General features: G+C 65.7%; 21 protein-coding genes. 11 read left to right on the top strand and 10 right to left on the bottom strand.

Annotated features, from left to right (window positions below; genetic code table 11):
• Positions 1-8: 8 nt before the first annotated feature.
• The 3 genes from ACQKIE_RS00455 to ACQKIE_RS00445 form a co-directional block, all read right to left on the bottom strand.
• Positions 9-1,064, bottom strand: a complete 1,056-nt coding sequence (locus ACQKIE_RS00455; RefSeq protein WP_427454916.1) for a glycosyl hydrolase family 18 protein — start codon at positions 1,062-1,064, stop codon at positions 9-11.
• The gene (locus ACQKIE_RS00450; protein WP_427454915.1) at positions 1,061-2,683 is read right to left on the bottom strand and encodes an alpha-L-fucosidase; all 1,623 of its coding nucleotides are present in this window, start codon (positions 2,681-2,683) and stop codon (positions 1,061-1,063) included. Before ACQKIE_RS00450 ends, ACQKIE_RS00455 begins: the two co-directional genes overlap by 4 nt.
• Positions 2,684-2,755: 72 nt before the next feature.
• Complete coding sequence (locus ACQKIE_RS00445; protein WP_427454914.1) at positions 2,756-5,455, bottom strand: TonB-dependent receptor; 2,700 nt, start codon at positions 5,453-5,455, stop codon at positions 2,756-2,758.
• Between the two features lie 346 nt (positions 5,456-5,801).
• On the opposite strand from ACQKIE_RS00445, the gene ACQKIE_RS00440 reads away from it, so the two are divergent.
• The 6 genes from ACQKIE_RS00440 to ACQKIE_RS00415 are packed head-to-tail and all read left to right on the top strand — an operon-like array spanning position 5,802 to position 11,739.
• On the top strand, positions 5,802-6,827 hold the full coding sequence (locus ACQKIE_RS00440) for an aldo/keto reductase (protein ID WP_427454913.1): 1,026 nt from the start codon (positions 5,802-5,804) through the stop codon (positions 6,825-6,827).
• Positions 6,824-7,648 carry an amidohydrolase family protein gene (locus tag ACQKIE_RS00435; protein ID WP_427454912.1) on the top strand — a complete coding sequence of 275 codons (825 nt, stop codon included), beginning with the start codon at positions 6,824-6,826 and terminating at the stop codon, positions 7,646-7,648. Before ACQKIE_RS00440 ends, ACQKIE_RS00435 begins: the two co-directional genes overlap by 4 nt.
• The gene (locus tag ACQKIE_RS00430) at positions 7,645-8,406 is read left to right on the top strand and encodes an SDR family oxidoreductase (protein WP_427454911.1); all 762 of its coding nucleotides are present in this window, start codon (positions 7,645-7,647) and stop codon (positions 8,404-8,406) included. The genes ACQKIE_RS00435 and ACQKIE_RS00430 overlap by 4 nt, the downstream gene beginning before the upstream one ends.
• A gap of 12 nt (positions 8,407-8,418) precedes the next feature.
• Complete coding sequence (locus ACQKIE_RS00425) at positions 8,419-9,279, top strand: fumarylacetoacetate hydrolase family protein (protein ID WP_427454910.1); 861 nt, start codon at positions 8,419-8,421, stop codon at positions 9,277-9,279.
• Complete coding sequence (locus ACQKIE_RS00420; protein WP_427454909.1) at positions 9,273-10,592, top strand: enolase C-terminal domain-like protein; 1,320 nt, start codon at positions 9,273-9,275, stop codon at positions 10,590-10,592. Before ACQKIE_RS00425 ends, ACQKIE_RS00420 begins: the two co-directional genes overlap by 7 nt.
• A gap of 4 nt (positions 10,593-10,596) precedes the next feature.
• Positions 10,597-11,739, top strand: coding sequence for an alpha-hydroxy acid oxidase (locus ACQKIE_RS00415; protein WP_427454908.1), 1,143 nt, complete (start codon positions 10,597-10,599; stop codon positions 11,737-11,739).
• A gap of 141 nt (positions 11,740-11,880) precedes the next feature.
• Here ACQKIE_RS00415 and ACQKIE_RS00410 read toward each other — a convergent pair whose 3' ends face one another.
• Positions 11,881-12,231: an L-rhamnose mutarotase gene (locus tag ACQKIE_RS00410; RefSeq protein ID WP_427454907.1), complete on the bottom strand. Its 351-nt coding sequence runs from the start codon at positions 12,229-12,231 to the stop codon at positions 11,881-11,883.
• Positions 12,228-13,526, bottom strand: a complete 1,299-nt coding sequence (fucP, locus tag ACQKIE_RS00405) for an L-fucose:H+ symporter permease (protein WP_427454906.1) — start codon at positions 13,524-13,526, stop codon at positions 12,228-12,230. Before fucP ends, ACQKIE_RS00410 begins: the two co-directional genes overlap by 4 nt.
• A 102-nt stretch (positions 13,527-13,628) precedes the next feature.
• On the opposite strand from fucP, the gene ACQKIE_RS00400 reads away from it, so the two are divergent.
• Positions 13,629-14,408: an IclR family transcriptional regulator gene (locus ACQKIE_RS00400; protein WP_427454905.1), complete on the top strand. Its 780-nt coding sequence runs from the start codon at positions 13,629-13,631 to the stop codon at positions 14,406-14,408.
• 10 nt (positions 14,409-14,418) lie between these two features.
• Here the strand turns inward: ACQKIE_RS00400 and queA are convergent, their stop codons facing one another.
• The 5 genes from queA to ACQKIE_RS00375 form a co-directional block, all read right to left on the bottom strand.
• The gene (gene queA, locus ACQKIE_RS00395) at positions 14,419-15,450 is read right to left on the bottom strand and encodes a tRNA preQ1(34) S-adenosylmethionine ribosyltransferase-isomerase QueA (protein WP_427454904.1); all 1,032 of its coding nucleotides are present in this window, start codon (positions 15,448-15,450) and stop codon (positions 14,419-14,421) included.
• 61 nt (positions 15,451-15,511) lie between these two features.
• A complete protein-coding gene (locus ACQKIE_RS00390; RefSeq protein ID WP_427454903.1) occupies positions 15,512-16,114 on the bottom strand; it encodes a response regulator transcription factor in 603 nt (200 codons plus the stop codon).
• Positions 16,111-17,292, bottom strand: coding sequence for a sensor histidine kinase (locus ACQKIE_RS00385; protein WP_427454902.1), 1,182 nt, complete (start codon positions 17,290-17,292; stop codon positions 16,111-16,113). Before ACQKIE_RS00385 ends, ACQKIE_RS00390 begins: the two co-directional genes overlap by 4 nt.
• A 36-nt stretch (positions 17,293-17,328) precedes the next feature.
• Positions 17,329-18,108 (bottom strand): ABC transporter permease, encoded by a 780-nt coding sequence (locus tag ACQKIE_RS00380; protein ID WP_427454901.1) that lies wholly within the window; start codon positions 18,106-18,108, stop codon positions 17,329-17,331.
• A complete protein-coding gene (locus ACQKIE_RS00375) occupies positions 18,105-19,013 on the bottom strand; it encodes an ABC transporter ATP-binding protein (protein ID WP_427454900.1) in 909 nt (302 codons plus the stop codon). The genes ACQKIE_RS00380 and ACQKIE_RS00375 overlap by 4 nt, the downstream gene beginning before the upstream one ends.
• 213 nt (positions 19,014-19,226) lie before the next feature.
• Between ACQKIE_RS00375 and ACQKIE_RS00370 the strand changes: the two genes are divergently transcribed.
• The 4 genes from ACQKIE_RS00370 to ACQKIE_RS00355 all read left to right on the top strand — a co-directional run bounded on the left by ACQKIE_RS00370 (position 19,227) and on the right by ACQKIE_RS00355 (position 24,836).
• A complete protein-coding gene (locus tag ACQKIE_RS00370) occupies positions 19,227-20,723 on the top strand; it encodes an aminotransferase class III-fold pyridoxal phosphate-dependent enzyme (protein WP_427454899.1) in 1,497 nt (498 codons plus the stop codon).
• Between the two features lie 210 nt (positions 20,724-20,933).
• Positions 20,934-21,245 (top strand): PsiF family protein, encoded by a 312-nt coding sequence (locus tag ACQKIE_RS00365; protein ID WP_427454898.1) that lies wholly within the window; start codon positions 20,934-20,936, stop codon positions 21,243-21,245.
• A 71-nt stretch (positions 21,246-21,316) separates the two neighbouring features.
• On the top strand, positions 21,317-21,955 hold the full coding sequence (gene upp, locus ACQKIE_RS00360) for a uracil phosphoribosyltransferase (protein WP_427454897.1): 639 nt from the start codon (positions 21,317-21,319) through the stop codon (positions 21,953-21,955).
• Between the two features lie 142 nt (positions 21,956-22,097).
• Positions 22,098-24,836: a lamin tail domain-containing protein gene (locus tag ACQKIE_RS00355; protein WP_427454896.1), complete on the top strand. Its 2,739-nt coding sequence runs from the start codon at positions 22,098-22,100 to the stop codon at positions 24,834-24,836.
• The last annotated feature ends 16 nt before the right edge of the window (positions 24,837-24,852 follow it).

Genomic DNA, 24,852 nt, shown 5'->3' with positions numbered 1-24,852 from the left:
ATGCTACCTCACCGCACCGCGTCGGGCAGTTCGTCCCATATCTTCGGATCTTCGGCGCCCAGCACCCAGGCGCAGAACCCCTGCAAGCCATACTGCCTTGTTACTTCATAACGGTCGCGAAAGGCCCGTGCGTCCGGCAGGAACACCCATTCGCGCATCTGGTCGCGATAGAAGTAGAACCAGGACTCGTGTTCCACCGGGTCCCACTGCATCGTGACATTGAACTGCTTCGCCAGCGGGAAGGACTCGTCGGCATCGATGTACGTCCCGGAGATGTTCGACTTCTCCTTGCCGTCCTCACCCACCGGGTTACCCGCAAACCAGTGATAGCCATACAGGCCGATGCCGAGCGACAACTTCTCCTTCGGCACTACCTTCAGCGCGTACTGGAGGTGCTCCATGACCCAGGGCATGCCCGCGACAGGGCCGGGCGTGGTCCAGCGCGTGTGCTGGTCGTACGTCATCAAGCAGACCAGGTCGAGGACCTTCGCCAGCGCCTTCAGGTCGTACGCGCCACGCCAGTATTCCCACATCCACTTACCGAACGCGCCTTGGCCGGCGTGTCCGGGCGCGTTCGGTACCACGGCCATGGATAGCTGCAGGCCATGTTTGTGCAGCGCCTCGTAAGTCTGTTTGGTCAACAGCGTAAGCGCGTCGCGGTCCGTCCACGCGATGTTCTCGAAGTCGAACTGGAACCCCGTGTAGCCATGCTCCTTCGCCTCGTCGATCATCGCGTCGATCATGTGCTTCTTCGCCGTCTCGTCACCGAGCAGCGCGTGGAACTTCGCCCGGTCGCCGCCTGCCGAGATGATGGGCATGACGGGAAGACGGTGCTTCTTCGCCAGGTCGAGCACGTAATCGTTCGGCCCGCCGGAAACGAGGCCGTGCTCGTCGACGCCGTACCACGTCGGAACCAGCAGGTCGATCTTGTCCGCATGGGCCTCGAGGGAGGCGATCGATTTCTGCGTATTCATCATGTAGAACAGCGCGACCGGCGCCTTGGCGATGGCGCCAAACGGCAGCCAGAGGAGGCAGGCGAGCAGCAGGAGTAACCAACGTTTCATCGAGGGGCCTTGGTGGAGCTCGCCGAAGCGAGCGTGATTCGGAACACATACGCATCGCTGCCGACGGGCTTGCCGGGCAGGCGCAGGTGCAATCCGCTTGCGTCCTGGGTGAAGGGCACGTTGCTACCGTCGGCGAGCAGCTCGACCCGGGTCACCTTGTCGGCGGGCTTGATCGAGCGAACGGTAGCGCGGCCTTTCGCGGGCCAGCCCAATTCGATCGCATACAGCTTCCCGTTGCCGCTGGTAAAACGGAAATCCGCTGCCGTATAGGGCTTGGTCTTGGTGTCCTGGAATGTGCCGCCGACGACCTCGGTGGGGCCCTCGCCGTACACCCGCCATGGGCGGCTTCCGTAGATCGCCTCGCCATTGGTCTTCAGCCAGCCACCGATGCTGCGCAGGGTGTCCTGCGCGCCCTGCGGAATCGTGCCGTCGGAACGTGGCCCGATATTGAGCATCAGGTTGCCGTTCTTGCTGACGACGTCGACCAGCAGGTGAATGATGAAGGTGGGCGACTTGTACGTGTCGTGCTCCACGTAGCCCCAGGAATCGTTGCTGATCGAGGTATCGGTCTGCCAGTGCGTGCCGTGGATGCCGGTGAGTTGTCCTCGCTCGATATCCAGGGTGCCCGCGCCTTCCGGGAGGTCGCCCAGCTTGTAGTTCACCACCACGCCGTCGCGCCTGGCGCCATCGTTGTAGTAGTACGACAACAGGGTCGGCAAGGTGTTGCGGAAGGTGGGGTGACCGATCCACCAGTCGAAGTAGATCAAGTCCGGGTGGTAGTCGTCGATCAGTTCCGCCGTGCGCGCCAGCCAGTCGTCGAGCCACGCCTGCGATACGTAGGTCCAATCGTCGGCCAGGTTCTCGTCATGCACGCTGAGGTGGTCCACCGCCGGCCCATAGAGCTCCGCGTTGGCGGGGTCGTTCACGTCGGAATCGAAGTGCCTTCCGCCGTCGAAGAACCAGTCATGTTCCGCACGATGCGAGGACAGGCCGAAATGCATGCCCTGCCCACGGATCGCCTTGGCCAGCTGGCCGATGATGTCGCGATGCGGGCCCTTCTTCACCGCTGTCCAGTCGGACAGCTTGGAGTCGTACATGGCGAAGCCGTCATGGTGCTCCGCCACGGGCACGACATAGCGCGCACCGGCCTCCCGGAACAGCGCGGCCCAGGCGTCGGGGTCGAACCGCTCGGCCTTGAACATCGGCACGAAGTCCTTGTAGCCGAAGCGGCATTGCGGCCCATAGGTCGCGACGTGGTGTGCGAATTCTTTCGTGCCCTGCTTGTACATGTTGCGTGAGTACCACTCGCTGCCGAATGCCGGCACCGAATAGACGCCCCAGTGGATGAAGATGCCGAACTTCGCATCGTCGTACCACGCGGGTGACCGGTAACCCTTCAACGACGCCCAATCGGGGCGGAACGGCCCCTCGGCGGCGCTCCCGCGCACGTGATCGAGGATCGCCTTGCGCTCGGGAGCGAATTTCGCCGCCGCCTTCTGCCAAGCCATGTCCTGCGCTTCCGGCGCCAGCTTGCCCGCGGTGGGCGCCGTCGGCTCTCCGGCGTGGACGGCGACACCCGCCAGCAGTCCGATGGCGAGAAAGACCAATGGTCGCAGCATGGATCGCTCCTTCCGGAAAAAAAAGGACCGGCGGCGCCACAGGGAGGGACGCACCGCCGGTCGCGCGCAAGCTTACAACTTGAAGTTCAACGTCATCGAGTACGTGCGGCCACTCTTGTACTCGCCGATGGGCGCGTACTTGATGTCCGCGTACTGGTAGTACGTGGAGTCCAGCAGGTTGGTGGCGCTGAGCGTGATGCCCGCCCACGGGGTGATCTGGTACGAGGCACTGAGGTCCAGTTCCTTGTACGCATCCGCGAAGACGTTGGAGTTGAGCCGTCCGACCTGGGTGAAGTACGGCGAGCGACGGCTATAGTTGATGCGAGCCGACCACGGGCCGTGCTCGTAGTACGGGATGATGTTGATGGTGTTCTTCGACAGGTACGGCAGGTTGAGCTTGTCGCCGGCCGCGTTGGTCTGCGTCGTCGCCTTGCTGTACGTGTAGTTCGTCTGGATACCGAAGCCGAGGCCGATGTCCTGCTGGTAGATCAGCGAGAGTCCCGACACCTTGGCGTTGGACGCATTCACCGGCGACGTCACCGAATACGTATTGGTCTGACCGGTCGTCGGATCCGTGATCGAGCGCTCCGACGTCGTGGTGACGATGTAGCTGTCGATCTTACGTACGAAGCCTTCCAGCGACAGCAGGCTGGCCGGAGCGAAGTACCACTCCGCCGATGCGTCGAAGTTGGTGGACTGGTAGGGCTTCAGGTCCGGATTGCCCGCGCTCGCCGTGAAGTTGCCCGTGCTCGCGCCGCTTAGGGAGGTAGCACCGGCCAGGTCGCCGTAACGGGGGCGCGCGATCACCTTGGCGACCGACATGCGTAGCACCTTGTCGTCGTCGAGGTCGTAGGCCAGGTTGAAGGTCGGCAACGGCTTGTAGTAATGCGTCGTGGTCGACACGCGGTTGTACGTGCCGGGAACGTTGTCGCTGTTCACGTAATAGTTCGACGTGTCCTTGGTATCCACATAGCGCACGCCGACGTTGCCGCGCCACTTGCCGGACTCGTAATTCACCTGGAGGTAGGCGTCCTTCGTGACTTCCGCGACGCCGAACATCGACGGGTAGTTCAGCGTGTACGGTCCCTGCGGCTGCGCGTTCAGGTAGGAGACCACGGCACCCTTGCTGGCCGTCGGCCAGTCGGTGAGGTCGCCGCTGGCGTGCAAGCCGTCGAACAGGCCGCCCGGCGTGCTGCCCGGGTCGAAGTCCACCAGCGAGACCGGGTCGGTGGTGTTGATGCGATTGCCCCGCGAATCCGTGCCATTGAAGTGGTTGGTGTACTTCACGCCCATCTGGACCTGCTTGATCGGGCCCCAGTCCACGTCACGGGACGCATCGAACTGAGCGTAGCGCTCGCGATCCGTGGTGGTCTCGTAGTAGATGCCACCCGCCTGGTTCTGGCCCGGCAGCGAGGTATCGCCCGGGGGCGAGTTCGCTGGCGAACCGGACAGGCCCCAATTGGCGGCCGAGCCGTTCTGGTAGTTCACACTGGTGTTGCGGCCGTCGTAGCCGAAGTTGTACCCGCCGTTCTGCAGCAGGTACTTCATGAGGTACTCGGGATCCTTGCCGCCGCTGGCGCTGGTGTAACCCACCTGGCTGGTGAACACCCAGGCGTCGCCGTTGAAATCGTGGCGCAGGTTGATGCTCTTGGTGGAGACCTCCGTCTTGCGGTAGTTCGCGTCCAGCTCGGCATAGGGCTGTCCGTTGCCGGTGGTGGACGAGACCGTGCCCGAGGTGATGTAACCGTTGTTGACGTTGATGTCAGTCAACTTGTTGAGGTCGCCGCACCCCGGACAGACGTAGCGCGATTCGCTGAAATTGTTGTACTTGCCCTTGACGTAGAGGCCGGTCAGGTTGAACTCGTTCTTCTCGTCCGGACGCCACTGCAATGCCGACTGGATGCCGTTGCGCTCGCGCTCCTGCTGGAAGTACGCGCTGTTGATGCCTACCGGGATCTTCGCATTGGCGTAGTTCGGATCGCCGGTGACGTTCGGATTCCCGGTGATGTTCGCGCCCGTGGTGTAGCCGAAGAATTCGATGCCCGCACGCGACAGGTCTTCCTTGTCATGCGTGACGCTGGTCAGGAAGCCGAACGTGCTGTCCGCGTTCTTCCAGCTCCACAACGCGGAACCGCGGGGATTGCCTTCCTGCGACCGGTCGTTGTAGTTGTAACCGAGCGAACCGCGCAGCGTGTTCGCCGGCAGGTCCAACGGCTTGCGCGTGTGGATGATCACGGTGCCGCCGATGCTGCCCTCGTCGATCCGCGCCTCGGGCGACTTGTACACTTCCATCCGGCCGATGATCTCGGGCGAAAGCAGTGAGTAATTGAAGGTGCGCCCGCTGGTATCTGTGGGATTGCCGCCCCAGTCGCCCGAGGCGATGGTCTGGCCGTTGAGCAACACGCGATTCAGCGCGGCGTCGGTGCCGTTGACGCTGATCTTCTCGCCTTCGCCGAACTGACGGTCGACGGTGATGCCGGGGAGGTGCGAGAGCGACTCCGCCGCATTGGTGTCGGGAAACTTGCCGATGTCGGTGGCACTGATGGCGTCCACGACCGCATTGGCGTTGCGCTTGATGTCGATCGCCTTCTCGAGGCTGCCGCGGTAGCCGGTGACGGTCACCTCCTGCAGCTGCTGGACCTGCTTCTCGGCAGCTTTCTGCTGCGCGGTCTTCGGTTTATCCGCTTGCGCGGGTGCCGCGTCCTGCGCCTGTGCCGCCGCGGCGAGCCCGCAAAGGATGCTCGCGCACAGCAAGGTCTTGCTGATCGTCATGATGGTCTCCCCAAACCTTTGTTCCGGATGCAGGCACTCGCCCGGCCGGGCGGCGCATGCTTGGCGTGTATGGAACCGTGCCGTTGGCGGCGGCACGGGCACTTTGGCGCTAGGCACCCGTGGAGGATGGATTGCCGACCCCTCGCCGGCCGTTCCGCCCTTGTGGATGCGCGTTTCCGGCACCCGTTCACTGGCGAACCGAGTATTCACATATGTCTGCGCCGGTTCAAGTTGCGCCGCAACATGAGGAAAAACCTCGTCTTGACGCTGGACAAGTTCACCTATAAACGTAATATCCATATCTGTTCGATGCCGCGCGGGGAGTGCGGCGCATCCTGGAGCTTCGATGTCGTTGCCGACCACCGGCCCGTTAGCCGCCCCGCCGCAGGTGCCCGCACCCGGACCGCGCTCGCCACTGGCGTTCGGCGGCGCGCCGGTGGGCAACCTCTATAGCGCCGTGGACGAGGCGGAAGCGCTTTCCGCCATCCACCACGCTTGGGACGGCGGCATTCGCCACTTCGACACGGCGCCCTACTACGGATTCGGACTCAGCGAGACGCGCATCGGATACGCACTCGCGGGCCTGCCACGCGCGAGTTACACGTTGTCGACGAAGGTAGGACGCTTGATCGAGGATGCCGAGGGGCATCGTGGACAGGACGACGGCTTTGCGGTGGAAGGCCGCGCGGCGCGGTTCGATTACAGCCGCAGCGGCGTGCGCCGCAGCCTCGAGGCCAGCCTCCGGCGGCTCGGCATCGAGCACGTCGACATCCTTTTTCTGCACGATATCGGCTCCCTCACCCACGGCGATCGTCATCCGCAGGTGCTGGCCCAGGCGCTGGACGAAGCGCTGCCGGAAATGGCCCGCATGCGCGACGAAGGGCTGGTCGGCGCCATCGGCATCGGTGTGAACGAGGAAGTGGTATGCCTCGAGGTCATGCCGCGTTTTCCGCTCGACGTCATCATGCTCGCGGGCCGCTACACGTTGTTCGAGCAGGAGGGGAGCAAGGGCGTGATGGAGCGCGCGGCGGCGAACGGTGTCTCGGTACTGGTCGCGGGCCCCTACAACTCCGGCCTGCTCGGTACCGAAGGCGGGCCTGGCACCACCTACAACTACGCACCGGCATCTCCAGGGATACTCGCCCGCGCCCGGCGCTACTACGAGGTCTGCCTTCGCACCCGCGCGGACGTCGGTGCCGCGGCATTGCAGTTTCCCCTCGCCCATCCCGCCGTTTCCGCCGTGGTATGCGGCCTTCGCTCCAGGGCCGAAGTGGACGCGGCGCTGCGGCGCCAGCATGCGCCCGTACCCGCGGAAACGTGGGTCGCCCTACGCGAGGCGGGCCTGATCGATCCGACGGTGCCGACCCCATGATCGTCGACGCCCATCGCCATTACTGGGATCCCTCGCGACTCGAGTACGGGTGGCTCGCCGCCGCGCCCGCGACACTCCGGCGCGCCTTCCTGCCCAACGACCTGCCCGAGTCGGCGGAGGCGTGCATCCTCGTGCAGGCCGCGCCGGACGAGCGCGAGACGCGCTTCCTGTACGACCTGGCGCGCAAGGATCCCGGCGTACTGGGCGTGGTCGGCTGGGTGGACATGGAAGCCATCGACGTCGCGTCGCGCCTGGACTGGCTGGTCGCCGACGGCGGTGGTCTGCTCTGCGGTATCCGTCCGATGGTGCAGGACATGGCGGATACACAGTGGCTGGCTGCACCGGCGCTGGATGTCGCGTTCGAGCATGTGCGCGATCGCGGACTGGTGTTCGACGCGCTGGTCGACGACCGTCACTTGCGCGTGCTCGCCGATCGTCTCGCGAGGCATCCGGGGTTGCACACGGTGATCGACCACGCCGCCAAGCCCGACATTGCCGGCGGCGAGTTCGCCGCCTGGGCCACGTCGATCGCCCGCCTCGCGCAGATGCCGGACGTGTACTGCAAGTTCTCCGGCCTGCTCACGCTCACGGCGGCCGGCGCGGACGCGCGCGTGCTGGAGCCGTATGTCGCCCATCTCTTCGAAACTTTCGGTGCCGACCGCCTGATCTGGGGCAGCGACTGGCCCGTGGTCTCCACGCGCGCCACCTACGACGCGTGGAAAGCGTGCGCGCGCGACCTGGTCCTGCGCCACGCCCCCGCCGCCGAAGCCGCCGTGTTCGGTGGCAACGCGCTCACTGTTTACTCGAGGAATCCGTCATGACGTCGCCCTCCCACGCCGGCCGCCTCGCCGGCAAGCGCGCCATGGTCACCGCGGCCGGAGCCGGTATCGGCCGCGCCACCGCCCTGGCCTTCGCAGCTGAAGGCGCGACCGTGCTGGCAACCGACATAGACACGGCCAGCCTCGCTTCGCTCGTCGCCGAGCAGCCTTCGATCACGACGCGCACGCTCGACGTCACCGATCCGGCGGCGATCGCAGCCGTCGTCGTCGAAGCCGGCATGGTCGACATCCTCTTCAACTGTGCCGGCTACGTGCACGCAGGCACCATCCTCGACACCGACGAAGCGAGCTGGCGTCGCTCCTTCACCATCAACGTGGACAGCATGTTCCACACCTGCCGCGCGGTGCTCCCTGGCATGCTCGAACGCGGCGGCGGCAGCATCGTGAACATGTCCTCGGTGGCATCGAGCATCAAGGGCGTGCCCAACCGCTTCGCTTACAGCACCACCAAGGCCGCGGTGATCGGCCTCACCCGCTCCATCGCCGCCGACTACGTGGCCCGCGGCGTGCGTTGCAACGCCATCTGCCCCGGGACCGTGAAGACGCCGTCGCTCGCCGACCGCGTCCGCGCACTGGGCGGCGACGAAGAGGCCGTGTGGCGCGGGTTCACCGAACGCCAGCCCATGGGCCGGCTGGGTGATCCACGCGAAATCGCCGCGCTGGCCGTCTACCTGGCCTCCGACGAATCGTCGTTTACCACTGGCACCGTCCACGTCGTGGACGGTGGCTGGTCGAACTAAGGAAGCATCGCGATGAAACTCGCCCGCTACGGCGCACCCGGCAAGGAAAAACCTGGCCTCATCGATGGCGAAGGCCGCCTGCGCGATCTCTCCGGCGTCGTCGCGGACATTGCCGGCGACGTCATCGGCAACGAAGGCCTGCGCCGCCTCGCCGCCGTCGATCCTGCGAGCCTGCCACTCGTGCCGGGCGAACCGCGCTACGGCGCACCGGTGGGCGGCATCGGCAAGATGCTCTGCGTCGGCATGAACTACGCCGACCATGCCGCGGAAACCGGAGCACCCGTACCCGAGCAACCGGTCCTCTTCATGAAAGCCACCAGCGCCATCGGTGGGCCGAACGACACGGTGGTGATCCCCCTCGATTCGGTGAAGACCGATTGGGAAGTGGAGCTCGGCGTGGTCATCGGTGAGGTGACGCGCCACGTATCGGTGGAACAGGCCATGGCGCACGTCGCCGGGTACGCCGTCATCAACGACCTTTCCGAGCGCGCCTTCCAGCTCGAGCACGGGGGCCAGTGGGTGAAGGGCAAGAGTTGCGACACCTTCGGGCCGATCGGCCCCTGGCTGGTCACGCGCGATGAAGTCGCCGATCCGCAAGACCTGTCCCTCTGGCTCGAAGTGAACGGCCATCGCTACCAGAACGGCAATACGCGCACGATGGTGTTCGGCGTGGCGCAGCTGGTGAGCTATATCAGCCGCTATATGACGTTGATGCCGGGCGACGTCATCAGCACCGGCACCCCCGCCGGCGTCGGCCTCGGGCTCAAGCCGCCGGTCTACCTCAAGCCAGGCGACGTGATCGAGTTGGGGATCGACGGACTGGGCCGCCAACGCCAGGACGTCGTCGCTTACGGAGACCGCAAGGAATGGTGACGATCACCGCGCTCGAAACATTCGACGTTCGCTTTCCCACGTCGCTCGACCACGATGGGTCCGACGCGATGAACCCCGATCCGGATTATTCCGCGGCGTACGTGGTGATGCGCACGGACAGCCCCGACGGGCTGGCCGGGTACGGCCTGGTGTTCACCATCGGGCGCGGGAACGACGTGCAGACCGCGGCGCTGGCCGCGCTGGAACCGATGGTGATCGGGCGCCGCGTCGACGACATCGTCGACCACCTCGGCGATTTCGCGCGCGAGCTCAACGGCGATTCGCAGCTGCGTTGGCTCGGTCCCGAGAAGGGCGTGATGCACATGGCCATCGGCGCGGTCATCAACGCCGCCTGGGACCTGGCCGCGCGTCGTGCCGGCAAACCCGTGTGGCGCCTCATCGCGGACATGACGCCGGAGCAGATCGTCGCGCAGGTGGACTTCCGATACCTCACGGACGCGCTCACACCCGAGCGCGCGCTGGAAATCCTCCGCGCCGCCGAGCCGCACAAGGCCCGGCGCATCGCACAGATGGAAGCGGAGGGCTACCCAGCCTATACGACGTCGCCGGGCTGGCTCGGCTACACCGACGAAAAAATGCAGCGCCTCGCCCGCCAGGCGGTCGACGACGGCTTCCGCACCATCAAGCTCAAGGTCGGCCTTCGCCTGGAAGACGATATCCGGCGCTGCCGCCTGGCTCGCGACACCGTGGGTCCGGACATCGCCATCGCCGTGGATGCGAACCAGCGTTGGGACGTGGGCAGCGCCATCGAATGGCTGAAGCCGCTCGAGAGCGTGGGCCTCGCCTGGGTGGAAGAACCCACCAGCCCGGACGACGTGCTCGGCCACGCGGCCATTCGCCGCGCCGTCGCCCCCACCCCTATTTCCACCGGCGAACATGGGCAGAACCGGGTGCTGTTCAAGCAGCTCTTCCAGGCCGGTGCGGTGGACCTGGTCCAGATCGACGCCGCGCGCGTCGGCGGCGTCAACGAGAACCTCGCCATCCTGCTGCTCGCCGCGCACTTCGGGGTGCGGGTGTTTCCGCATGCGGGCGGCGTGGGCTTGTGCGAACTCGTGCAGCACCTCGCCATGGCCGACTTCGTGGCCATCACCGGCAGGAAAGAAGACCGCGCCATCGAATTCGTGGATCATCTGCACGAACACTTCGTCGATCCCGTGCGCATCGTGAAGGGTCGTTACCGGGCGCCCACGGCGCCGGGCTTCTCCGCGCAGATGCATCAGGCGTCGATACGCGACCACCTCTACCCGGATGGCATCGTCTGGCAAGGTGTAGCACTGGCGGAAGGCGGCTGACACGATGGCCGCACCGGTCACGAACATTGCCGACCTGCGCGAACTCGCGCGGCGCCGCGTGCCGCGTGCCTTCTTCGAGTACGCCGACCGGGGCTCCTACGACGAAGTGACCCTGCGAGAGAACCGCCGCGCCTTCGAGCGCCTGCGCTTCCGCCAGCGCGTGATGCGGGACGTGGATCGCCGTTCACTCGCCACCACGATCGTCGGCCAGCCCACCAGCATGCCGCTGGCGATCGCGCCGACCGGCATGGCCGGCCTCCAGCACGGCAGTGGCGAAATCCACGGCGCACGCGCCGCCGCGAGGGCCGGCATTCCGTTCTGCCTGAGCACGGTTTCCATTTGCTCGATCGAGCAGGTGCGCGCGGCGAGCGACACGCCTTTCTGGTTCCAGGTGTACGTGATGCGCGACCGCGGCTTCACGCGCGAACTGATCCAACGCGCGCGAGCGGCCGATTGCTCCGCGCTGATGCTTACCGCCGACCTGACCGTCCAGGGCCAACGGCACCGCGAGATCAAGAACGGCTTGTCGGTGCCGCCGAAAATCACGCTGCACAACCTGTTCGACATCGCCAGCAAGCCGCGCTGGGCCTGGAACGTCCTGCGCGCGCCCAGTCGCTCGTTCGGCAACCTCGACGGCCACATCAAGGGTGCGGACAGCCTGACCACCCTCGCACAATGGATCGCCGCCCAATTCGATCCGACCATCACCTGGGACGACCTCGCGTGGATTCGCGATCTATGGCCGGGAAAGCTCATCGTCAAAGGCATCCTCGACCCCGAAGACGCGAAGCTGGCCGTCGCGCATGGCGTGGACGCCATCGTCGTTTCCAACCACGGCGGCCGCCAACTCGACGGTGCTCCGGCGAGCATCGACGTGCTGCCCGCCGTCGTCGACGCCGTTGCCGGCGGCACCGAGGTCCTGTTCGACAGCGGGATCACCAGCGGGCAGGACCTGCTCAAGGCCCTCGCGCTCGGCGCGCGCGCCGGCCTCATCGGTAAGGCGTTCCTTTACGGCCTGGGTGCGAACGGGGAAGCCGGCGTCACCCAGGCCATCGAACTGATCCGCAAGGAACTCAGCGTGTCGATGGCCCTCACCGGCGCCCTCGATGCCACCCATGTATCGCCCGACATCCTATGGAGAGGATGAGCACCGTTTGCTGTGGGAAGCGCGCTGGCGTGCGAACGGCCTTGCCGTTATCCCTCCGCGCACCAGCGCGCTCCCCACACTCTTATTGAGCAGCATGCAAAGGCAGCACGGTGGGAGCCGACCCTGTCGGCGATAAACGTGTCAGCCCGGACAGCCCGCCAGATCGAAGATCCGCTGCATCGGCACCCACTTCTGCCCCGCTTCCGCCCAAGGCAGGGATTGCTGGAACGTCGACATCAACGCCTCCCACGCTTGCACGCGCTCGTTCGCCGCATCCGTCCTCGCCTTGGCCGCGGGGTCGAATTCCGGTGCCACGCGCATCAGCATCACCAGGCGGTTACCCGTCCGGAAGATCTGCATGTCGAGGATGCCTGCCTCGCGGATAGAGCGCACCACGTCCGGCCAGATGAACTCACTGCGATGCCAGCGTTCGTATTCGGCGATGAGTGCGGGATCGTCGCGCAGGTCCAGGGCAAGGCACTGCCAGCTCATGCGACAGCCTCCCTGCCCGCCGACCGACGCCACGCGAAAAGGAAGATGGCCACGAAGCAGAGCATCGGGACCGACATCGCGTGCGCGATGCCGAAGCGGTCGGACGTCGCCCCCATCGCCGCGGTGAGCACCGCGCCGCCAACGATCGACATCACCAGCAGCGAGGCACCAAGCTTGCGCTCCGCGTCGCTTCGTCCTTCCACACCCAAAGCGAAGATGGTGGGGTACATGATGGACATGAAGAAGCTCGAGGCGACGAGTGCGTAGATGCCCACGTTGCCCGGCACAAAAGCCGCGACGGCGGCCAATGCCACATTCACCAGGGCGAAGGTGCGCAGCACGTGCGCCGGACGCAGGTATTTCATCAATGCGGCGCCGGCGAAGCGGCCCGCCATGAAGCACAGCAGCCCGGCCGTGATGAAATTCGCGGCGACCTTGTCCGTTGTTCCCGGCATCGTCGCCTGCGCATAGCGGATCATGTAACTGAAGATCGCGACCTGCGCACCGACATAAAAGAACTGCGCCAGCACCGCCGACATGAAGCGGCCATCGCGTAGGAGATGGCCCAGCACGCCACGCTCCGCCGCGTCGCTGCCGTCGTCTTCCGCCGTCGTGCGCGGGAAACGCGTCGCGACGATGATGACCGCCCAGGCAATCACTCCGAGTCCGATCACGAGGTACGGCATCTGCACAGCCGACGCTTCGCTCCTCATGTAGACAGTGCGTGCCACGGCGTCCATGGCCGCCAGTTCGGCCGGCGTGCGCTCCACGCCCGTAAAGATGAAGTGCTGCCCGATCAGCACACCCGTGATCGAGCCCAGGGGATTGAACGCCTGCGCCAGGTTCAGGCGGGACGCGGCCGACTCGCGAGGGCCAAGCAAGGTGACCCAGGGATTGGCGGATGTCTCGAGGAAAGCGAGGCCTGCGGCGATAACGAAGAGCCCGACGAGGAAGGTGGCGTATGTGGCGGTCGCGGCCGCGGGCCAGAACAACAGCGCGCCGGCGCCGTAGAGCATCAAGCCGAGGACCACCGCGGACTTGTAACCGAAGCGGCGCATGAAGATGCCGGCGGGGATGGCAAGAATGAAATAACCGAGGTAGAACGCGCTCTGGACAAGGCCAGCCTGGAGGTCGGAGAGTGTGAAGGCCTTCTTGAACTGCGCGACCAGCACGTCGTTGAGGTTGTTCGCCACGCCCCAGAGGAAAAACAGGCTTACGATCAGCACCAGGGGCACAAGGGGAGTGCGCGCGAGTGCGCGCGTGGCTGGTGCCGCGAGCGGCGTGTATTGCTGCATGCTTGCCCTCCTCTACCGTGACACGACCCCGCCTCGTCGTGTACAAATATGAACTCAATATTCACCAGCATAACAAGCTGCGGTGCAGCATAAAGGAATGCCATGCCGTCCGATTCGCCGAAGTATCGCGCTCCCGCCCTCGACAAGGGCCTCGACATCCTGGAGTTGCTCGCCCGGGCAACCCAGCCGCTGTCGATCGCCGAGATCTCCGACGGCGTCGGCCGCTCGCGCGGCGAGATCTTCCGGATGCTCCAGGTGCTCGAGGAACGGGATTACATCGCGCGTGCGGACGGCGACGGGGCCTACTCCATCACGCCCCGCCTCTTCCGTCTCGGCATGGAACAACCGCCGGTGCGGAACCTCGTCGAAACGGCGATGCCCGTGATGCACCGGCTGGCCGACGACATCGACCAGTCCTGTCACCTCGTGGTGCCCTCGCAGGAACAGATCGTGGTGATCGCGCGCGTCGACCCACCGGGCGAGACCGGACTGGTGGTGCGCGTCGGCCATCGCCGGCCCATGTCGCACTCCGCCTCAGGTTACGTGCTGCTCGCCTGGCAGACGGACGAAACGCGGGAACGCTGGTTCCGCACGATGCTGGAGCACGAACCGACGCTGAAGCGCGCACGGGTCGAGGCCTCGGTCAAGGAGATCCGTGAGGCGGGCCTCGCGACGATCCCCAGCGAAGTGGTGGACGGCGTGACCGATCTCTCGGCACCGGTCATCGAAGGGAACCATGCGGTCTGCGCCCTGACCGTGCCCTTCATCGAACGACGCGGGGCGAAGATCGACATGAAGGGCACGGCGAAACGTCTCATCGCTGCGGCGGCGGATGTATCGCGGGAGCTTTCGCACGGAGCGCCTGGCGGCGCGATGGTTTGAGTTCGCGGCTTCAGTGCTTCGGCGGTACGATCAACATCGCGTCGCCGTACGAAAAGAAGCGATAACGCTGTAGCACCGCGTACCGGTACGCATCCAGGATCACTTCCTTGCCCGCCAGCGCGGAGACCAGCATCAGCAGCGTCGACTGCGGCAGGTGGAAATTGGTGACCAGCGCGTCGACGCTCGTGATCTTGTAGCCGGGGAAGATGAAGATCTGCGTTTCGCCGGCGAAGGGCCGCAGCACGCCATCCACGGTGGCGCTTTCAAGCGCGCGGACCACGGTCGTACCCACGGCCACGACACGCCCACCGGCGGCACGCGTGGCCCGGATCTTTTCGACCAGCCCCGCGCCGACATTGAGCCACTCGCGATGCATCACATGGTCGCGGACGTCGTCGGCCCGCATCGGCTGGAACGTGCCGGCGCCGACGTGCAAGGTGACGTAGCCCATGTCCACGCCGCGCTCGCGCAGACGGTCGAGCAGCTCTTCGTCGAAATGGAGTCCCGCCGTGGGCGCCGCGACGGCACCGGGCTCGCGAGCGAACACCGTCTGGTAGCGCTCGTTGTCCGACGTATCCGCGCCGCGCTCGATGTAGGGCGGCAACGGCATCTCGCCCAGGCGGGAGAGAAGGCGTTCCAGCGGTTCCTCGGTGTCGAAGCGGAGCACGAAGAACTCGCCATCGCGGCCAAGCACGGTGACCATGCTGCCGTCGGCGAGCTCGATCCGGCCGCCCTCCTTCGGTTTCTTGCTCACGCCGAGCTGCGCACGCGCCTCGTGGGCGCCCGTAACGCGCTCGATCAGGATTTCGACCGCGCCGCCGGACTCCTTGCGACCGTAGAGGCGCGCGGGAAGCACGCGCGTGTCGTTGAACACCAGCAGGTCGCCGGGGCGGAGCATCTCCGGCAGGTCGTAGAACTTGCGGTCTTTCTTCGTATGCGCCGCGACGTCGACGACGAGCAGCCGACTGCCCGACCGGCGGGCAAGCGGCACCTGCGCGATGAGTTCAGGCGGAAGGTCGAAGTCGAAGTCGGATTTCTTCACAGGTACGGCCGGATGGATCGATGCGGCGATTATCGCCTATCGCGAGCGATCCATCCTCCTCTCAGAGCCAACCCTTCTGCCGGGCCAGGCGGTATGCCTCGATGCGATTGGCCGCGCCAAGCTTGCCGATGGCCTCGGACAGGTAGTTGCGGACGGTACCGTGCGAGAGGTTCAACTGCGTGCCGATGTCGCTGGCGGAATGCCCCTCGCCGGCCAGACGGAGGACCTGGCGCTCGCGGTCGTTGAGCGGGTCGGCGTCGGACCAGGCTTCCAGCGCAAGTTGCGGGTCGATGGCGCGCCCGCCGCGATGCACGGTACGCAGTGCTTCCGCCAGGTTCTCAGCCGGGGCGTCCTTCAACAGGTAGCCCCCGACACCCGCATCGAGTGCACGACGCAGGAAGCCTGGGCGGGCGAAGGTAGTGACGATGATGACCTTCACCGGCAACTCGTGCCGACGCACGCGCTGCGCAATTTCCAACCCGGTGAGTCCGGACATCTCGATGTCGGTAACCAGGACGTCGGGCTTCAGCCGTTGGAGTTCTCGCCAGGCGCTCTCGCCATCGGCGGCCGATCCCAGCACCTCGATATCCGACTCCAGGTTCAGCAACGCGGTCAGCGCGCCCCGCACCATGGCCTGGTCTTCAGCAAGCAACACACGGATCATGCGAGGCCCTCCAGGCGGCCGGGTGGAACAGGCACGCCGGGTGCCGGCAAGCGATCTTCCGGTGTCACGGGTACCTCGATCCGTACGACCGTACCCTTCTGTGCAGTGGACGCGAAGCTCACCATGCCACCCAAGGCGCGGACGCGCTCACGCATGCCGCAGATACCGTTGCCTTCACCGCCGACGAGACCGCGTCCGTTGTCGACGATGGTCATGATGCAGGTGCGGTCTTCCATGGAGATGTTCACCTCGGCGAAAGAGGCGCCAGCGTGGCGGTGGATGTTCGTCACCGCCTCGCGCAAGACAAGCGCGAGCTCGTTGTCGAGACGCGCAGGGAGTGCAGGCACCTCGGCGCCGTAGACGAAATCGATCATCGAAGTGTTCAGCAACAGACGCGCGGCGGCCAACTCGGCCACCACCCCAGAGGCGCGGATGCCGGTGACGGCCGAGCGAACTTCCGCCAACGCATGCCGCGCGACCTGCTCGGCTTCCTCGATCTCGCGGCGAGCCGCTGCCGTGTCGCGATCGATCAGGCGGCGCGATAATTCCAGCTTGAGCGTGATCAACGACAAAGTGTGACCAAGCAGGTCGTGCAAGTCGCGGCCAATGCGCTCGCGTTCCGCCGTGGCGGCGAGACGGCGAACCTCGTCGTGCGAGAGCTTCAGTTCCACGTCGCGTTGCGCGTTGAAGCGATAGACGACGTTGATCGTGCCGACGGACATCGCGATGAACGCGATGGTCGCGATGATGGCGAGGGGCCATCCGGCAAGCAGATACGCGACACCGAGGAAGCCGCCGATGGTGATGGCCATGCCGGCGATGCACTTCTTCGGGTCGCCTTCGAATCCCAACATGGCGCATGCGTAGATCACATACGACGCACCGCCGCTGTGGTTGAAGTCGAGGGTGGCATACGCCAGCAAGGCGACGCCGCCCGCGTACCACGGCACGTGCCGCAAAGGACGTATGTACGCGGCCGCGTAGAGCAGGAGGAAGATCGGGAACGAGATCGCCGTGGCCAGGCCCCAGTGCGGCCCCAGCTGCTCGGCGAAGATCAGGTCGCCGAAGACGTACACCGCCCAAACCAGGTTGAACAGGCTCGCCACGCGCAGTCGCGGCCGTTCCCGGAAGCGATTCCAGAGCGAATCGGGGGTGGGACGGAACCACGATCCGGGCATGTAGCTATCCCTTGAAAGACGTGCGGTCATGCTACTTCAACCGTGGCGACGCAGGCGACGCGTCGCGAGCAGGACGAAGGCGATCGTAAAGCCGGCAAGGACCATGACGTGCAAAGCGTCGCCACCCTGCCCCAGGCCCAGCGCGGAGAGCGCGAGCCGGTTGAGGTGGTATGCCGGCCACAGGGGCGCGATCGATTGCAGGAAAGCCGGCATGACCGAGAGTGGGAACCAGAGCCCCGAGAGGAAGGCCATGGGCAGGTAGATGAGGTTGACGATGCCCGGCGCGCCCTGTCCTTTCACGAGCGTGCCGACCAACAACCCGAGTGCCGCGAAGGGCAGCACGCCGAGCACTTCGACCGCGAAAAATGCCGCGATGCGCGACGGCGGCAGGCTCACTCCGGCGAGGAAGATGGCGAGGCAAAGCAGGATCACCGAGACGATCGCCGCCACCAGCAAGGCCATGCACATCTTGCCGAGGAGGTACGCGCCCGGCGGCATCGGCAACGCGCGCTTGAGCGTGAGCAAGCCGGTGTCCCGCTCGAGCGCCAGCGACACACCGAAGCCGAACAGCCCAGGTGCCATGACGCCGAAGGTGCCGTACGAGGCCAACAGGTAGCGCGGCGCATCGACGCTGTTGGCATGGCCAAGGAAGATGCCGAACATGAGGTAGAACACCGACGGGAAAAGAAGCGTCGGCAGCAGGAATCCAGGGTTGCGCAGGTAGCGCAGGCATTCCGCCCGTGCTTCTTCCCGATAGGCGTTGACCACGCGACCCGTCGTCATGACGGGTGTGGCGGTACCTTCGATCGTGCTCATGCGGCCTCCGGAACAACGTCGGTGTTGCGGGTGATTTCCTGCAACGCTTCGGCGAGGCCGGCGCGCTGGACTTCGAGTTCGTTCAAGCCGGGGTCCGCGTCGAGCAAGCGCCGCACGACGTCCTCGGCCTGTGCCGTCGCAATGACGGTGCGTTCCTGCCTCGACTCGGCCGATACGACCTCCGGCCAGCCCCGTACGATCGAGACGTCGATGGCGGTGATGCAGCGGATCCGCTTCAGCGATACGTGGGCACGCAATGCGTCGACGCTGCCTTCCGACACGACGCGTCCTTTCGCGACGACGCAGACCCGATCGGCCAGTGCCTCGGCTTCCTCGAGGTAATGCGTGGTGAGCACCACCGCGGTGCCCTCCGAGACCAGCTTCCGAATGGCGGTCCACAACGATTGCCGCGCGTCGATGTCCATGCCGACGGTCGGCTCGTCGAGGAACAGGATGTCCGGGCGACCCGCCATGGCGAGCGCGAACTGCACGCGCCGTTGCTGCCCGCCCGAAAGCGCGCCATAGCGACGGCCGAGCAGATCGGTGATGCCGGCGATGCCGGCGCATTCCACGACAGGACGCGGTTCCGGGTAATAGCTCGCCGTCAACCGCAGCAACTCGCCCACCTTGAGCGTGGCCGGCAGGGTGGCGGACTGCAGCATCACCCCGATGCGACGGCGCGCGGCGATGTCCTGGGGATCCTTGTCGAAAAGCGTGGCCGTGCCGCCGTCCGGTCGGTGCAGGCCGAGCAACAGGCCGATGCAGGTGCTTTTGCCGGCGCCATTCGGCCCGAGCAAGGCGAGGATCTCGCCACGATGGATGTCGAGGTCGATGCCGTCGAGCGCGGTCACCGTCCCATAGTTTTTCCGGGCCTTTACGAGGCCTGCGATGCGAGTGTCGTTCATGGTCCCCTCCTTGCAGCGCAACATATTCCTTCGCAACCCATTGGCGGCAGTCGCTTGCGTCATTGTGCGGATGTGACAAGCGTCACCCGGGGGTTACGCGGCCAAAATACGCGTGCTATGCTGGCCTGATAATCCCTTTACATATAGATACTTAGCGGCCTCTTAAGGGATCGTTTCAGTCAATGCCGCGTCACCAGTGCGAGGAGTGGGTTTATGGACGTCATCGGTCTTTTGCGTGAGTTGCGCGATTTCGGCGGTGCACCGCGTACTCGCGGCCTGCCGGACGCCACCATTGCGCGCTTCGCCGCGACGGACGCGTCACTGGTCAAGGCCATCGAAGACGCCGTCGCCTACCACCGTGCCCTGCGCGAGGACATGGCAGACCTCCTTCGCCTGGACGAGTCCGAACAAATCCATCGCGTGCAGTCGGGTCTGGTCAACTTCTATCCCGACGACGGCGTGAATCCGTATCTTCCCGCCGCCGCGCGCGGCCCGTGGATCGTCACGCTCAAGGGTGCCGTGCTGCACGACGACGGCGGCTACGGCATGCTCGGCTTCGGCCACAATCCGGAGCAGGTGCTCGAGGCGATGTCGCGGCCGCAGGTGATGGCCAACGTGATGACGGCCAACGTTTCGCAGCTGCGCCTTTCGGAGGCACTGCGCAAGGAGCTCGGTCATAACCGCGGCGGTAGTCCCTACTCCCATTTCCTGTGCCTGAATTCCGGGTCGGAGTCGGTGACGCTGGCCGGCCGCATTGCGGACGTCAATGCGCGCCTGATGACGGACCCGGGCGCACGACATGCCGGGCGCACGATCAAGCGGCTCGCCGTGAAGGGCGCGTTCCACGGCCGCACCGAGCGCCCCGCCCTCTACTCGGATTCGTCGCGTCGCAATTACCAGCAACACCTCGCCAGCTTCCGCAACGAGGACAGCCTGATCACGGTGGAACCGTACAACGTGGCCCAGTTGAAGGCCGCGTTCGCCGAAGCGGATCGCCAGGGCTGGTTCATCGAGGCGATGTTCCTCGAGCCGGTGATGGGCGAAGGCGACCCGGGCCGCGCGCTCACGCCGGAGTTCTACGCCGCCGCGCGCGAACTCACCCGTGAGCACGGCACGTTGCTGCTCGTCGATTCGATCCAGGCCGGCCTGCGCGCGCACGGCGTGCTGTCCATCGTGGATTACCCGGGCTTCGAAGCGATGGAAGCGCCGGACATGGAAACCTTCTCGAAGGCGCTCAACGCCGGCCAGTACCCGCTGTCCGTGCTGGCGGTGACCGATCGCGTGGCCGGGTTGTACCGCAAGGGCATCTACGGCAACACCATGACGGCGAACCCGCGCGCACTCGACGTGGCCGTCGCCACGCTGGCCGAGCTGACCGACGATGTCCGCGCCAACATCCGCGAGAAGGGCCAGGAATTCCTGAAGAAGATCGAGGCGCTGAAGGGCGAACTCGGCGGCCTCATCACGAAGGTCCAGGGTACGGGCCTGCTGTTCTCCTGCGAACTGGCCCCCGAGTTCAAGTGCTACGGCGAAGGGTCCACCGAGGAATACATGCGCGAACGCGGCATCGGCGTGATCCACGGCGGCGCGAATTCGCTGCGCTTCACGCCGCACTTCCGCGTGACCAGCGCCGAGGTGGACCTGATCGTGGAAGAAATCCGGCACGCGCTGAAGGAAGGCCCCCGCCGGGCCTCGACCAAGGCTGCCTGACTAGGAGGCGCCGGCCCCCGGCCGGCATCGCCGACAGGGTCGGCTCCCACCAGGCCGCTTCCCGCCCGCAGGTGATGAGGTCTCACTGGTTTGGGGAAGAATCCGTCCCCGGTGCGCTGGCCGGCTCGGTGGGAGCCGACCCTGTCGGCGATGGATGCTTGCGGTAAGCTCCACCAGCCGGATTCGCCCGGCGTCACGTTGGGGTTCGCCATGCGTACGCAGCTTCGTGTCCTTGCCCTCGCCACTTTCTCCGTTTTCGCCGCCGGCACGGTCGCGGCGCAGCAGATGCCTCCCCACAAGGACCTCACACCGCAGCAGCAGCGGATGAGCACCTGCAACTCGCAGGCGTCGGGCAAGGTGGGCGACGAACGAAAAGCCTTCATGAGCAGCTGCCTCAAGGGTGACTCGCCGGCGAAAATGTCCCAGCAGGACAAGATGAAGTCCTGCAACAAGGACGCATCCGCGAAGAGCCTGAAGGGAGACGAGCGGAAGAGCTTCATGAGCAACTGTCTCAAGAACTGATCGTTCGGGCTGCGCTCCCGTACGAAGGTTGCGACAATGGACCCGTCGTCGCCAGCCGAAGCCCTCACCCCATGAAGATCGTCGAAGTTCGCCATCCCCTCATCCAGCACAAGCTCGGCCTGATGCGCCGGGCCGGGATCAGCACCAAGGAATTCCGCGAGCTCGCGTCCGAAGTCGCCGCGCTGCTGACCTACGAGGCGACGGCGGACATGGAGACGGAGAGGAAGACGATCGACGGCTGGGCCGGCCCCGTCGAGGTCACGCACATCAAGGGAAAGAAGGTGACCATCGTGCCGATCCTGCGTGCGGGGTTGGGCATGCTGACCGGCGTGCTGGAGATGATCCCCGCGGCGAAGGTGAGTGTCGTGGGCCTGCAGCGTGACGAGGCGACGCTCGAACCCGTGGCGTATTACGAAAAGCTGAGCGGCGGCATGGACGAGCGCACCGCGATCATCGTCGATCCCATGCTCGCGACGGCCGGCACGCTCGTGGCCACGGTAGACATGCTGAAGGCCGCCGGCGCGCGACGGATCAAGGGGTTGTTCCTCGTGGCCGCGCCCGAGGGCCTGAAGCGTATCGAGGCGGCGCATCCGGACATCGAGATTTACGTCGCTTCGATCGACGACCGACTGAATGAACTTGGGTACATCCTGCCTGGGCTTGGGGACGCCGGGGACAAGATCTTTGGGACGAAGCAGAAGGCGGGCTGATCGAAGGCGCCGGTTCCGTCACATCCCGCTGTCATAAAATCGGGGCACACTCGGCGGGTGGGCCCGACAGGGGGATACGCCGCGCAGGGGATGCGGGGTGCTTCGGGTCGCACACAACCCTAACGACTCGAGGGACATTCGAATGCGTTTGACGACCTCACGGCGCGCCTCATGGGCGGCGCTGGCAAGCCTCATGGCCGTCCTGCCGTTGCAAGCGGCGGACCTTTCCATCACCCAGTTCCGCGTGCGCGGCCCCGGCGGCGGCAACGACGAATTCGTCGAAGTGCAGAACACCGGCACCGCGGCCCTGGACGTTTCCGGCTACAGGTTGAATGCCTCCAATGCCAGCGGCACGACGGGAACCCGCTTCACGTTCCCGGCCGGCACATCCGTGGCCCCGGGGTGCTTCCTCCTGGTGGCGAATGGTGCTTCCTCCGGCTACTCCGGCAGCGTCGCGCCAGACCTCAAGTACGCGACGGGCATCACGGACGATGGTGGCCTCGCCCTCCTGAATGCCTCGGGTGCGATCGTCGACCAGGTCGGCTTGAGCGCCGGCTCGGCCTATAAGCAAGGCACCCCGCTTGCCAGCCTGGGCAGCGCGAACGCCGACCAGGGCTACGGCAGAAAAGTGAATGGGGCTGGCCTGCCGCAGAACAGCGGCGACAACGCGGCCGACTGGGTGAAGGTCGCCCCGACGGCACCGCGCGCCAGCACCTCGCCGTGTACCGTGCAGGGGCTGAGCCTCTCGATCGCCGATGCAACCGTCAGCGTGCGCAACGGCGACGACCAGTCGATGCCGTTCGCGATCACCTTGAGCGAACCTGCCTCGGCCGACGTCACCGTCCATGCAGCAACGGCCGACGACACCGCGACCGTGGCCGCCGGCGACTACGATGCCGTCGACACCACGTTGACCATCCCGGCAGGTGCCACGGGCACGACGCTCAACGTCAGCGTGCACGGCGCGAAGGACGCCGGTCCGGACGAGGCGTTCCGCGTCAACCTCAGCGACGCCAGCGGCGGCGACGTCACGATCGCCAAGGGTTCGGCAGTCGGCGCCATCCTCAACGAGATCCCGGTTGCCGCCGAGATCTGGCAGGTCACCGGGCGCGGGCAAGTCTCGCCGTTGCTCGGCAAGCGGGTGTCGACGCACGGCAATATCGTCACTGCCGTCGGGCCCGCGGGCTTTACGATGCAGACGCCGGACGACCGCGCCGACGACGATCGCCTCACCTCGAACGGCATCTACGTGTTCACCAGCACGGCGCCGTCGGTGAAGCCAGGCGACATGGTCGATGTCGAAGCGACCGTCGACAACTACTTCAATCTGCCGGAACTGAAGAACGCCACCGTCGCCACCACAAGGCGTGGCGTACGCCTGCCGAAGGCCGTGCTGTTCGGCGACAACGTGCCCTCCTCCGACCCCAACACGCTCTCCTGCGGCGACACGAACTTCCAGTGCTACGTGGGCATGCGCGTGTCGATCGACAACGGCATGATCACCACCGGCAACCTGCGCTTCAGCAACGAACCCTTCGCCGAGGTGTACATCACCGCCAACGGCAAACGGTCCCTGCGCGAGCCGGGCGTGCGTTACACCGTGCCGGTACCGGATGGCGTAAACCTGCCGAACTGGTCCGGCAATCCGCAGGTGTTCAAGATGAACACCGCCGACTTCGGCGCGGTCCCTGCGAACACGCCGTTCAACGCCGGCACGACGTTCCGCGCGGAAGGCGTGATGTCGTACGCGTTCGGCATGTACACGTTCATCCCGACGAAGATCGACATCAAGAAGGCGGCGACGCTGCCGCGTGCGGTCGATGCGCGCCCGTTCTATGCCGTGCGAGTTGGCGCGCTGAACACGGAGCGGTTCTGCGACACCGACTTCAACACCACCTTTACCTGCAGTGGCGGCGACAGCGAGCCCACCGCGGACGAAGTGAAGCTCAAAACGCAGCGGCTGTCGGCGTATATCGGCAGCGTGCTGAAGCTGCCGGACATCCTGTCCGTCGAGGAAGTGAAGAGCCTGCAGGTGCTCCAGGGGCTCGCGAAGCAACTGGGTGACGACTACCCGGCGCAGTACGAGGCGATCCTGCAGCCGGGCCACGATCCCAGTGGCATCAACGTGGGCTTCCTGGTGCGGACCGACCGCGTGCGAGTGCTGGACGTGCGCCAGCTCGGCGCCGACGAGACGTGGCAGGACGGAGGTGCGACGGCCTTCGTGCACGACCACCCGCCGCTGCTGCTGACGGCCGATGTCCCATCGATCGTCGGACGCATGCGGATCAACGTGATCTCGGTGCATCCGAAGGCGCGGCAGAACGTCGACAAGACGGGCAGCACGGCCGAGCGCGATCGTGAAAAGCGCTTCCTCCAGGCCCGGTCGCTGGCAACCCAGGTGCAGGCCATCCAGACGGACCGGAAGAACCTGCTCGCGCCGCTGCTGGTCGTGGGCGACTTCAATGCGTACCAGTTCAGCGACGGCTTCACCGACGTGGTGGGGCTCATCTCCGGCAAATACGACGACAGCAATAACCTGCTGAAGCTGGGCAAGAACCTGGTGAAACCGACGCTGTGGAATGCCGTGGATTCGGTGCCCGCGCAGGATCGTTACTCGTTCCTGTTCACGGAGAACTTCGGCAACATCCAGGGCCAGGCGCCACGCCAGGTCCCGACGCACCAGGTGCTCGACCACGCGCTACTGAACAGCGTCGCGCGCGGCCTGTTCCTGAAGATGCAGTACGGACGCGGGAATCTCGACGCGCCGGTGCAGACGCTCGACGATTCGGCGTCGGCGACTGGCGTGCAGAAAGCGATCGGCTCGTCCGACCACGACGGCTTCGTGGTGGACATGCTGGCTCTGCCGCTGGGGTTGTTCTGAGGTAGGCCGGGGTGCC

It is taken from the genome of Luteibacter sp. NPDC031894 (assembly GCF_050273135.1).
Lineage (GTDB): Bacteria > Pseudomonadota > Gammaproteobacteria > Xanthomonadales > Rhodanobacteraceae > Luteibacter.
This window is presented reverse-complemented; position numbering and strand designations above follow the sequence as displayed.